The sequence below is a fragment of the Halomonas sp. SH5A2 genome, assembly GCF_014263395.1.
In the GTDB taxonomy this organism is placed as follows: domain Bacteria; phylum Pseudomonadota; class Gammaproteobacteria; order Pseudomonadales; family Halomonadaceae; genus Vreelandella.
The window spans coordinates 2,157,664-2,169,241 of sequence record NZ_CP058321.1 but is presented as its reverse complement, the minus strand read 5'-3'; the positions used below and the strand labels follow the sequence as shown (position 1 = coordinate 2,169,241).

The window sequence follows — 11,578 nt, the reverse complement described above, 5'->3', positions numbered from 1 at the left end:
CTGTTGCGGCAACGTATTCATCGCACCTCAGCGTGTGCACTAAGAAAGTGGAGCACTATGGGTAAGTCACTGGTCATCGTCGAGTCGCCCGCCAAAGCGAAGACGATCAATAAATATCTCGGCAACGATTTCATCGTAAAGTCGAGCGTGGGTCACATCCGTGACCTGCCGACCAGCGGCTCAGGTAAGGCAGCCTCTGATCCCAAGGAGCGCGCTCGCCAGGCCGCGACTACACGCAAAATGTCGGCGGACGAGAAAGCCGAATATAAAAAGGTCAAGGCGCAGGACCAACTGATACGGCGGATGGGCATTGACCCCAATAACGGCTGGAAAGCCCATTACGAAGTACTTCCCGGCAAGGAAAAAGTCGTTGCCGAACTCAAAAAATTGGCCGAAAAGGCCGATGCCGTTTATCTGGCAACGGATTTGGACCGCGAGGGGGAAGCCATTGCCTGGCACCTGCGCGAAACCATCGGCGGGGACGACAGCCGCTACAAGCGCGTGGTGTTCAACGAGATCACCAAAAACGCCATTCAGGACGCTTTTAAAGCCCCTGGGGCGCTGAATATTCCGCGTGTTGAAGCCCAGCAGGCCAGGCGTTTTCTCGATCGTGTGGTGGGTTTCATGCTGTCGCCGTTGCTTTGGGCCAAGATTGCCCGGGGCCTATCGGCTGGGCGCGTGCAGTCCGTTGCCGTGCGCTTGATTGTCGAGCGTGAGCGGGAAATACGCGCCTTTATTCCCGAAGAGTTCTGGGATGTGCACGCTGACTTTGCCTCACCGGATGGTGAGCAAGTGCGCTTCGCGCTGGCCCGTCAAGATGGCAAGGCCTTCCGCCCAACGTCTGAAAAGGACACCCTGGCGCGTATCGAGCGGCTCAGGAATGCATCGCTTTCGATCACCTCGCGGGAAGATAAGCCCACTAGCTCCAAGCCGACAGCGCCTTTTATCACCTCGACACTGCAACAGGCGGCTAGCGGGCGGTTAGGGTTTTCGGTCAAAAAGACCATGACCATGGCTCAGCGCCTCTACGAGGCGGGCTATATCACCTACATGCGTACTGATTCGACCAATCTTTCGAAAGATGCGGTGGACAACGTGCGCACCTTTATCGGTGAAGAGTACGGGCCGCGTTATTTACCCGAGGCAGCCAACCGATATACCAGTAAGGAAAGCGCCCAAGAGGCTCACGAAGCCATTCGTCCGTCGAGCGTTGACCGTCAGGCGACCGACCTGGTGGGCATGGAGCGTGATGCCGAGCGCCTTTACGAGCTTATCTGGCGTCAGTTTGTGGCCTGTCAGATGACGCCCGCCGAGTATCTTTCCAGCACGCTGAGTATCGACGTTGACGGCTATGAGCTGCGTGCCAAAGGTCGTGTGCTCAAGTTCGACGGTTATACTCGCGTAATGAAACCCAGCGGTAAGAATGAAGACCAGCGCTTGCCGGACCTGCCTGTCGGCACGCCCATGTCGCTTGAAGCCCTTGACCCGCAGCAGCATTTTACCAAGCCGCCTGCGCGTTACACCGAGGCGAGCCTGGTCAAGGAGCTTGAAAAGCAGGGTATCGGGCGTCCATCGACCTACGCCTCGATTATCTCGACGATCCAGGATCGTGGCTACGTAAAGCTCGAGAGCCGCCGGTTCTATGCCGAAAAACTCGGCGATATCGTGACGGAACGTCTAAAGGAGTCCTTCCCTGATTTGATGGACTTTTCGTTTACCGCCCGTATGGAAGACAGCCTGGACGAAGTGGCCGAAGGTGAGCGTAACTGGCAGGCGCTGCTGGATGCCTTCTACGAAGAATTCCGCGAGGAACTGGTCCAGGCTGAAAGCGAAGAAGGTATGCGGCCCAACCAACCGGTGCCCACCGATATCGACTGCCCCGCCTGCGGTCGCCAAATGCAGATTCGTACAGCCTCGACGGGGGTTTTTCTCGGCTGCAGCGGCTATAACCTGCCGCCCAAGGAACGCTGCAAAACCACGATCGACCTGATACCCGGCGAAGAGGCAGTGGCCGCCGACGCGGGTGAAGAAGCTGAAACCGACGCGCTGCGCGCCAAGCGTCGCTGTCCAATCTGCAGCACGGCGATGGATAACTATCTGATCGATGAGACCCGTAAGCTGCATATCTGTGGCAACAGCCCGGATTGCGAAGGGTATGAGGTTGAAACCGGCAAGTTCAAAATTAAAGGCTATGACGGGCCGCTTATCGAATGCGATAAGTGCGGTGCGGACATGCAGCTGAAGTCAGGGCGCTTTGGCAAGTACTTTGGTTGTACCAACAGCGAATGTAAAAATACCCGCAAGCTGTTGAAGAGCGGCGAAGTGGCACCGCCGAAGATGGACCCCATCGATATGCCGGAACTGGCCTGCCAGAAAGTCGATGATCACTACGTACTGCGCGACGGTGCCAGCGGGCTGTTTCTGGCAGCGAGCAAGTTTCCCAAAAACCGTGAAACGCGCCCGCCACTCGTCAAAGAGCTCAAGGCCCATGCCGATGAGTTGCCTGAGAAGTACCATTTTATCCTCAAGGCGCCCAGCGAAGACCCGGACGGACGTCCCGCGCAGATTCGTTACTCGCGCAAGTTCAAAGAGCAGTACGTGATGACCGACGAGGATGGCAAGGCCACAGGCTGGAAAGCAACCTTTGAAGGCGGCAAATGGCACGTGGAGGATAAGCGCAAAAAATGAGCGATCAATCGCGCACCAATCAGTTGCTCTATCAGGCTGAGCTACTGGCGACCTCAACGACTGACGATGACGAGCATGCCGTTGCGCGGGGTATGGCGCAGGAAGAGGGAGCGCTTGCCCTGTTCGAGATGGCGCTCACGTCGTTGCTGCGTGAAGTGACCGAGCACGCCCGTTTGGCGCAGCACGATTGGCGCTATCTGTTGTCTGACGAAGGTCCAGCAATGGCGGAGCTTCAGCGCCTTCGTGACCTGGCTCGCCAGCCGGATAGCTGGCTTAATTGGCTGGTGGCGCAGTTGGATAAACTGCACAGTAGTGAAGGCGTGGCCAAGCGTCGTGCGTCCCAACAGGGTATAATTGCAGTCGGTGAACAAGCCAGTTTGCGCGAGCAGCTTCAGACCCATCTCGAGGCGGCCAAGCGAGAAGTCGCTGCGCTGCGTGAAACCAGTCAAGAGTGGTAATGGGAAGTTAACTAGACCGCGTGGCTCAATGAAGACGCGATGTAGGAAGGGAGAAACAATGCGCTATAACCAAGTAAAAGATTTAATTGTCTGGGTAGAGGCTTATCATGGGCGTTTAGCCGAGCAATATAGCGCCAAAGCCGATGCGGCCGAAAGCGAAAGACTGCAGATGGTGCTCAGTTATCTGGCGAAACATGAAACGCGCATGCAAGCAGGCTTGCGCGCTATTTTCGATGAATCGCATGAAAAGCGCGACGTGTTGGATACATGGTTCGATGATCCCAATGACTTTCCCCAGCCGCCGCAACTGGAGCAACTGGCGGATAAGCCCGTTGGCAACTCCATCGACGCGGTAATGGAATCGGCCGTCGAAGCGCATCGCACCCTTGAAGCGCTCTACCGGCATCGGGTTGATCGGGCAGTGATTGAACCGGAAGCTGAGTTTTTTAATGCCCTGGCGGAAGGTCACAATGCCGAACTTCGCCGTATCGTCGCCAGCATTGAAGAGCTGCAGGGCGTTTAGCGCTATATGAGCTATTGGTGGCGACCTCGATGTAAGGTATAAAGCTGCTTAAGTGGTATTTCGCCGTTACCCACATCTTGATGAGAGTATTGAATGAAGCCGGTAACCCGCCGCCGTTTCCTAGCCTTGGCTCTTGGTTGGCCTGTTGCTGCCAGTGCAGCGGCAAATGTTACATTGTCGTCCGAAGCCTATCCCGACCTGGTTGCCAACCAGCTTGAGCGTGCCGCCTCGCCCCGTGAGCCGGCCGAGCAATGGGTGCTGATCGATGATAAAGCATCAACCCTGACCGTGTTTCGCGGGTATTCGGTAGTAGAGGAATTTAAACCTGTCTCGCTTGGCCGTGGTGGTGCCAGAACGCAACGGCTTCGCGGTGATAACACGACCCCTCTGGGCGAGTTCCGGGTTAACCGCTTCAATCACGATAGCAAATGGCATATTTTCATGGGAGTCAATTACCCGACCCCCACTCACGCTCGGATGGCGCTACAGCACGGTATTTATTCCCAAGCGGATTATGATGCCTATTTTGATTATTATCGCCGCCACCGGCAGCCGCCCCAGAATACCGTGCTCGGTGGGGCCATTGGCATTCACGGGTTAGGTGAGGCGGATCCCGATGTTCATGACCGTTATAACTGGACCCAAGGCTGTGTGGCAGTGACCAATTCGCAAATTGAACGCCTGACTGAGCTTGTCAAGGTTGGCACTCGCGTAGTGATCCGCTAAGCTGGTGTTGTAGAAGGAAGTTCGAGGTTTTAAACACGTGGCTATAGACAACTGCTGTGGATTGTAATAAAACAGCGTTTGACTTACGTGCTTCGCGGCACAAGTCACGGTCAAGAACCTGCACCGCAGGTAGACAAATTTAGGCTCATCTCGTAAGCTTATGTTTGTCATACCCTTAACGTTGTACCCAAGGAAGATTCAAGGAGAACACTATGACTTTCAAGACGACTCTGAAGATGTCTGCTGCTGCTGCTTCACTGGCCATTCTGGCTGGTTGTGCCTCTACCGGCGCGCTCGAAGAAGTACGCATGACAGCTGAATCAGCACAAGCTGACGCCGCTGAAGCACGTAGCACGGCTTCTCAAGCTCTGAACACTGCAAACCAAGCTCAGCGCGACGCGCAAGCTGCTCTGCAGATGTCTGAGCAGAACCGTGCAGAAATGGAGCGCATGTTCGAGCGCTCTATGCAGAAGTAATATGACTAGCGGTTGCGAGGGCTAAGTTCTTCGCAACCATTAGGCATAAAAAAAACCCCGCCTCGGCGGGGTTTTTTTGTGGCCAGTCGTTGGGCCTGGGCCGTTTATGCCTCGTCATCCGCCCGGCGGCTGTCGGTTAGCTCAATCTGCTCAAAAATGCCTTGTTCCAGAGGGTCGGGCTTATCTTCTTCAGCAGGCTCCTCAGGCTCTGAGGCAGGCGCTTGCGGGCCATATAGGGCGACGAAGCGACCGTCGGGCGATTCAACCGCGCTTCGAACCTGGGCATAGTCGACCTGGATGTTGTCTTCGGTTAGCTCTGAGATGCGCTTGAGAGCTTCAAGCAGCGGTTCAAAGTCATCCATGTTTTCTTCAAGCTGCGGGTAAGACTGCACAAACAGGGTGCCGTCAGACGCCCAGCCGGCCTTGAAAGGGGCATCAATCAAGTTAACCGGGGTGCCGCTGGGTACACGCTCGTATAGAGACTCGATGTCCTCTGGGTACATGCGAATACAGCCGCGACTAACGCGCATGCCGACACCGTCCGGACGGTTGGTGCCGTGGATAAGGTAGCTGGGAAGCCCCAGTAGAATTGCATGTCGGCCTAGCGGGTTGTCGGGGCCGGGGGGCACGATTGAAGGAGCTGGTTCGCCACGTTCGGCGGCTTCGCGGCGCATGGAGGCGGGGGGAGACCAGGCCGGGTCTTTAACCTTGACGGTGGTCTTGGTCTTGCCCACTGGCGTAGCAAATTCTTCGCGGCCTACGCTCACCGGATAGGTCTCGACGATGCCCGGCTTGTCAGCGGGGTAGTAGTAAAGCCGCAATTCGGACAGGTTGATCACAATGCCTTCACGCTCTACCGGCGGCAGTATGTAGCGGGATGGAATGACGACCTCGGTGCCTTCGCCAGGCACCCATATGCTTACATCGGGATTGGCCATGCGAATTTCTTCATAGCCAATGTTGTGTCGCCGTGCGACATCGATAAGCGTGTCTTCCTGGCTATCGACGGTGACGGCATAGGTCTCGCCAATCACGTCGCCTTCATCGGGAATGTAGAATTCACCACGGGGTAGATTGTTGGGAGACCCCAGTGCGACGAGCTCAGCGCTTTCAATGGCGGTGTCGCTCAGTTCCGGCGTGTTCTGTGCCTGCTCGTCGTCAGCAGACTGAGCTATCACCGGCGCTGATAGGCTTGCTGTCAGCAGAACCGCAAGGCTGGTAGGGCCCCAGCGAAAAAAAGTATGACGAATGTTCATGAGTGTTCCTAATCAGTGAATACATCGCTAACGCAGGCGATGACAACAGGTTCAGTTTGCCGCAACCGTCAGGCCGCCGCCACTTTTTGATTGAGTGTGGCTAACAGTGACTCGATATGTTCAAACCGCTGGTCGATTTTTTCCATATCAAGTTCAAAACGTAACGTATCCGAACCGTCCAGGCGGTAGTGTTGCGGTGAGCTTTGAATAAGCGTGACCAGGGTATAGGGGTCCACCTGGGTGTGGGCGTCGAAGATGATCCGGCCGCGCTTCTCACCGGCCTCCAACCGCTTGATGCCAAGCTGCTCGGCTCGCTGGCGGAGTCGCGTTTGGCGTATCAAATGCTTTACCGGTGCCGGTAATAAGCCAAATCGGTCAATCAACTCCACCTGCAATTCTTTAAGCTCGGCGTCACTTTGAGTGTTGGCAATGCGTTTGTACATCACCAGCCGCTGCTGGACATCGTGAATGTAGTCGTCGGGAATCAGTGCTGGCAGATTAAGGCTGATTTCAACGCCGCTATCAAAGGGGGCATCGATATTCGGCGTTTTTCCGGCACGAATGGCTTTCACGGCGCGATCGAGCATTTCCATATAAAGGGTATAGCCGATGGTTTCCATTTGGCCACTCTGCTCGTCTCCCAGCAGCTCACCTGCGCCGCGAATTTCCATATCGTGACTCGCGAGGGTGAAGCCTGCGCCCAGGTCATCCGAGGCACTGATCGCCTCCAGGCGCTTGACGGCGTCCCGGGTCATGGCCTTGGGCGTCGGGGTGAGCAGGTAGGCATAAGCCTGGTGGTGACTGCGGCCCACACGCCCGCGCAGCTGGTGCAGCTGCGCCAGGCCAAACTTGTCGGCCCGTTCAATGATGATGGTATTGGCACTGGGTACGTCGATGCCGGTTTCAATGATGGTCGAGCAGACAAGCACGTTGAAGCGGCGGTGGTAGAAGTCGGACATTACCCGTTCGAGGTTGCGCTCGGGGAGCTGGCCGTGGGCGACGGCGACGCGGGCCTCAGGAATCAACGAGCGAATACGCTCGGCCGTATTCTCGATGGTCTTGACTTCGTTATGCAGAAAGTAGACCTGGCCGCCGCGCAGAATCTCGCGCAACAACGCCTCTTTTATAACGCCGTCCTGGTGCTGCTGAACAAAGGTTTTGACCGACAGGCGACGGGGCGGCGGCGTCGCGATGATCGATAGGTCACGAATGCCGCTCATCGCCATGTTAAGCGTCCGGGGGATGGGCGTGGCTGTCAATGTCAGGATATCGATCTGGGCGCGCAGGGTTTTGAGCTTTTCTTTCTGGGCGACGCCAAAGCGGTGTTCTTCATCAATGATCAACAGGCCCATCTTGGGCAGTTCAACGTTATTGCCAAGTAGCTTGTGGGTGCCAATCACGATATCGGTCTGACCGTTCTTGATATCGTCCAGCGTCTTTTTCATCTCCTTGCCATGGGTAAAGCGCGAGATGAGGCCGATATTGACCGCGGTGTCGGCAAACCGGTCACGGAAGTTCTCAAAATGCTGACGGGCCAGCAGGGTGGTGGGCACCAGCACCACGACCTGACGGCCCGACTGAACGGCCAGAAAGGCGGCGCGCATGGCCACTTCGGTCTTGCCAAAACCCACGTCGCCGCAGACGACCCGGTCCATGGGTTGCGGCGATGTCATGTCGTCAATGACTGCTTCAATGGCGGCTTGCTGATCGGCGGTTTCTTCAAACGGGAAGCTGCCCGCAAAACGGGCGTATTCATCACTGGGTGCTTCATACACCACGCCCTGCTGGGCTTCGCGACGAGCATAGACATCCAGCAGTTCAGCGGCGGTGTCGCGAATTTTCTCGGCGGCTTTCTTGCGAGCTTTTTCCCACTGGTCCGAACCGAGCTTGTGCAGCGGGGCCAGCTCATCGTCGGCGCCGCTGTAGCGCGAGATCAGATGGAGGCTATCGACCGGTACATACAGTTTGGCACCGTCGGCATACTCCAGCGCTAAAAATTCATTGGCCTGACCGCCTGCCTCAAGTGCTTCCAGGCCGATGTAACGGCCTACGCCGTGGGCCTGGTGGACTACCGGCGCGCCTTTGCGCAGTTCCGAGAGATGGCGAACGGCAAACTCATTATCGTCGGTAGCTTTTTCACGGCGCCGGCTCTGGCGGACCACATCGCCAAACAGCTCTGTCTCGCTGATGACCGCAAGCGGCGGGTCGGTCAGCCACAGCCCGCTGTCAATCAGGCCCTCCGTAATGGCGATGCGCTGGTCACTGGCAAGGAAGTCCTGAAACCCGTCAACGTGAGGCAGCTTCAACGACAATGGCGCCAGTACGTCTTCGAGGGCTTCACGTCGCCCGCGTGACTCGGCAACCAGCAGTACGCGTGAATCGTTCTCGCGCTCGAGGAAATCGGCAAAGTCTTTCAGCGGCCGTTTGGCCCGGGAGTCGATCGCCACCGTTGGCAGTGGCTTGGCTTCGGGCGCAAGGGCGTGGCGCTGTTCTGGGTCGTCACTCAGCTCAACCCGCGGCCTCTGCTTGATGGCCGCAAACACATCGCTGACCGGAAAGAACGCGCGGTGTGGCGGTAAAAGCGGTCGTGTGGGGTCGACTCCCAGGTTGGCGTAGCGGCTTTCGATCGACTGCCAATGCTGCTCGGCTGCGGCGTAGACGCCCGGCAGTAGGGCGACCCGGGTATCCTGGGTCAAGTGGTCAAATAGCGACGCCGTTTGCTCAAAAAACAGCGGCAGATAGTGTTCCAGCCCCGGCGAGGGGATGCCCTTGAGCGCATCGTTATATAGCGGGCATTGGCGCGGGTCGACATCAAACAGGGTTTCAAAAAGCTCGCGGAAACAGGCGATCGACGAGCGGCTCAGCGAGTATTCGTGGGCCGGCAGCAGTTCGATCCTGTCGAGCTTGTCGGTTGAGCGCTGGCTGCCCGGGTCAAAATGACGCAGGGTGTCGATCTCGTCGTCGAACAGGTCAATCCGGATGGGCGCGTCCATGCCCATGGCGAACAGGTCGATCAAGGCCCCGCGCATGGCGTATTCGCCGGGCTCATAAACGGTTTCCACGGCCCGGTAGCCTGCTCGCGAGAGCGCCTCGCGAAACGGCTCGCGGTCGAGTTTGTCGCCGACATTCAGCGTCAGGACGCGCCCGGCGATGTAATCAACGGGCGGTAAGCGCTGCATCAGCGTATTGATAGGTACCAGAACGAGCCCGCGTACCCCGTCCTGAAGCTGACGCAGCGTGCGCAGCCGCGCGGAGACGATATCCTGGTGCGGTGAAAAACTGTCATAGGGCAGTGTTTCCCAGTCAGGGAAGGGCAATACCGGTACATCGCTATAAAACGACAGGTCCTGCTCGAGGCGTTGGGCGCTGGCGGTACTTGGCGTGATCACCACTAATGGTGCGTTGGCGGCCAGACGCGCCAGAGCAAGCGCCGACGCGCTACCGGGGGGCGATGTCCAATAAAGTGTATCGCGCGCGCCCTCGGGCTGGGGCGGAGCAAGTAGAGAAAACGTGGGCATAATAAAGATGTCGTTCTGCGCTGAAACGGAACCTAGATCATACACGATCAACGCTTTCGGGCAGAAGCAGCCCGCTTGTAGTCAAACCGCTGTTTATGTAATCCCCCTACATCGTCTGCGACTATCCAGGCATTGCGGCCCATTCAGCGGCTACGGATAATAGCGTTGAAAATTATTCATTACTTAATGAGGCCGCACGTGAGTCAGCAAACGCTCGATAACGTTTTTCAGGAATGGCAAAGCAACGAAGCTCTGGCGGAGCAGATGATCCCTTTGGTTGGCCGTCTGTACCGTCAGCACAATGTTGTGGCGACCATGTATGGGCGTTCGTTGATCAATCAGTCGGTCATTCGCATCCTCAAAGATCATCGTTTTGTACGCAAAATCGAAGGTACTGAGCTTTCGGTTGAAGATACCTATCCGATTGTCAAAACGCTGTGCGAGCTGAACCTCGGGCCTGCCCACGTAGATGTCGGCAAGCTGGCCGTGATGCTGAAGCGCCAGGGCGGTGGCGATGTCGAGACCTTCCTGCGCAAGGAACTGCACCAGATTGTCGACGGCTACCAGCCGGGTGCCAGCAAGGGCGAACCCAAGGACGTGGTGCTTTACGGGTTTGGTCGCATTGGCCGTTTGCTGGCGCGGGTGCTGATCGAAAAAGCCGGTGGCGGCAACCTGCTGCAACTGAGGGCGATTGTTGTGCGCGGGCGTGGCGATGTGGCGAAAGACCTTGAGAAGCGTGCCAGTCTTTTACGCCGTGATTCAGTACACGGGCCGTTTGAAGGCACTATTGCCGTTGACGCTGAGATGCGCACCTTGACGGTCAACGGTAACGTGGTACAGGTGATTTATGCCGATAACCCCAGCGATATTGACTATACGGATTACGGCATCAATAACGCGGTGGTCGTCGACAACACAGGGATCTGGCGTGACGAAGCAGGCCTGGGTCAACATGTCGCATGCCAAGGTGCTTCTAAGGCACTGCTGACCGCGCCGGGCAAAGGCGATATCAAGAATATTGTCTATGGCATCAACCATGAGTCGATTAGCGAGCAGGACCGGATCGTGTCGGCGGCTTCGTGTACCACCAATGCCATCGTGCCGGTGCTCAAGGCGCTCAACGACGAGTATGGCGTCGTTAACGGCCATGTGGAGACCGTTCACGCCTATACCAACGACCAGAACCTGATCGATAACTATCACAAGGGTGATCGCCGCGGGCGCAGTGCCGCCCTGAACATGGTGTTGACCGAAACCGGGGCTGCCAAGGCGGTAGCAAAAGCGTTGCCGGAGCTTGAAGGTAAGCTGACGGGTAATGCGATCCGCGTGCCGATTCCCAATGTGTCCATGGCGATCTTGAACTTGACGCTCGACAAGACGACCGACGTCGACGCCCTGAACGACTACCTACGGCGTATGTCGATTGACTCGGCCTACCAGAAGCAAATCGACTTCGTGGATTCTCCGGAGGTGGTATCGTCCGATTTTGTGGGCAACCGGCACGCCGGCATTGTGGATGCCAAAGCTACCATCGCCAACGGTCATCATGCTGTTGTCTACGTGTGGTATGACAACGAATTTGGCTATAGCTGCCAGGTAATTCGTATTCTCCAGCAGATGTCGAACGTCAGCTTTCTCAAGCTACCCCATCAAGCAAGTTAGTACGCTTGATTTTGATTGATAATCATTAACTGAAAAACGCCACCATTAGGTGGCGTTTTTGTCGGTGGATTAAATAAAAATATTGAAATGAGGGCGTCTATAGCACTTTAGGCGACCCCAGTTGATGTGGTCATTAGGCCCGGTTGTCTTTATAATACGATGGATTTTTCGGGGTGGTTCAAGTGCTACTTGAGCCTGACTGGTAACAATCTGAACAGATAACAAATATTCACTGAGCAGAAAATAAGCATTCGAACCCCTTACCTTCGTA

At 56.5% G+C, this 11,578-nt stretch carries 8 protein-coding genes; 6 read left to right on the top strand and 2 right to left on the bottom strand.

The features are described from left to right. Nucleotides 1-57 precede the first annotated feature (57 nt). From topA to HXW73_RS10115, 5 genes are all read left to right on the top strand, one after another. Complete coding sequence (gene topA / locus HXW73_RS10135) at nt 58-2,688, top strand: type I DNA topoisomerase (RefSeq protein ID WP_186252996.1); 2,631 nt, start codon at nt 58-60, stop codon at nt 2,686-2,688. Then, nucleotides 2,685-3,146, top strand: coding sequence for a DUF6586 family protein (locus tag HXW73_RS10130; protein WP_186252995.1), 462 nt, complete (start codon nt 2,685-2,687; stop codon nt 3,144-3,146). Before topA ends, HXW73_RS10130 begins: the two co-directional genes overlap by 4 nt. Before the next feature lie 58 nt (nt 3,147-3,204). Then, entirely contained in the window at nt 3,205-3,669 is a 465-nt protein-coding gene (locus HXW73_RS10125; RefSeq protein ID WP_186252994.1) for a 2-hydroxyacyl-CoA dehydratase, read from the top strand. A 93-nt stretch (nt 3,670-3,762) separates the two neighbouring features. Then, nucleotides 3,763-4,395 carry a L,D-transpeptidase family protein gene (locus HXW73_RS10120; protein ID WP_186252993.1) on the top strand — a complete coding sequence of 211 codons (633 nt, stop codon included), beginning with the start codon at nt 3,763-3,765 and terminating at the stop codon, nt 4,393-4,395. Between the two features lie 212 nt (nt 4,396-4,607). Beyond that, nucleotides 4,608-4,871: an Lpp/OprI family alanine-zipper lipoprotein gene (locus HXW73_RS10115; RefSeq protein WP_066315164.1), complete on the top strand. Its 264-nt coding sequence runs from the start codon at nt 4,608-4,610 to the stop codon at nt 4,869-4,871. Between the two features lie 104 nt (nt 4,872-4,975). Here the strand turns inward: HXW73_RS10115 and HXW73_RS10110 are convergent, their stop codons facing one another. Beyond that, nucleotides 4,976-6,127 (bottom strand): L,D-transpeptidase family protein, encoded by a 1,152-nt coding sequence (locus tag HXW73_RS10110; protein ID WP_186252992.1) that lies wholly within the window; start codon nt 6,125-6,127, stop codon nt 4,976-4,978. Nucleotides 6,128-6,195: 68 nt separating this feature from the next. Further along, entirely contained in the window at nt 6,196-9,645 is a 3,450-nt protein-coding gene (mfd, locus tag HXW73_RS10105) for a transcription-repair coupling factor (RefSeq protein WP_186252991.1), read from the bottom strand. A gap of 198 nt (nt 9,646-9,843) precedes the next feature. Here mfd and HXW73_RS10100 point away from each other — a divergent pair, with 198 nt between their 5' ends. Further along, nucleotides 9,844-11,307 (top strand): glyceraldehyde-3-phosphate dehydrogenase, encoded by a 1,464-nt coding sequence (locus HXW73_RS10100; protein ID WP_186252990.1) that lies wholly within the window; start codon nt 9,844-9,846, stop codon nt 11,305-11,307. Nucleotides 11,308-11,578 lie beyond the last annotated feature (271 nt).

Excerpts from the sequence above, each read along its gene's own strand:
- HXW73_RS10130 (WP_186252995.1), top strand. The coding sequence starts at position 2,685 with ATGAGCGATCAATCGCGCACCAATCAGTTGCTCTATCAGGCTGAGCTA.
- HXW73_RS10120 (WP_186252993.1), top strand. The coding sequence starts at position 3,763 with ATGAAGCCGGTAACCCGCCGCCGTTTCCTAGCCTTGGCTCTTGGTTGG.
- HXW73_RS10110 (WP_186252992.1), bottom strand. The coding sequence starts at position 6,127 with ATGAACATTCGTCATACTTTTTTTCGCTGGGGCCCTACCAGCCTTGCG.
- HXW73_RS10115 (WP_066315164.1), top strand. The coding sequence starts at position 4,608 with ATGACTTTCAAGACGACTCTGAAGATGTCTGCTGCTGCTGCTTCACTG.
- topA (WP_186252996.1), top strand. The coding sequence starts at position 58 with ATGGGTAAGTCACTGGTCATCGTCGAGTCGCCCGCCAAAGCGAAGACG.
- HXW73_RS10125 (WP_186252994.1), top strand. The coding sequence starts at position 3,205 with ATGCGCTATAACCAAGTAAAAGATTTAATTGTCTGGGTAGAGGCTTAT.
- mfd (WP_186252991.1), bottom strand. The coding sequence starts at position 9,645 with ATGCCCACGTTTTCTCTACTTGCTCCGCCCCAGCCCGAGGGCGCGCGC.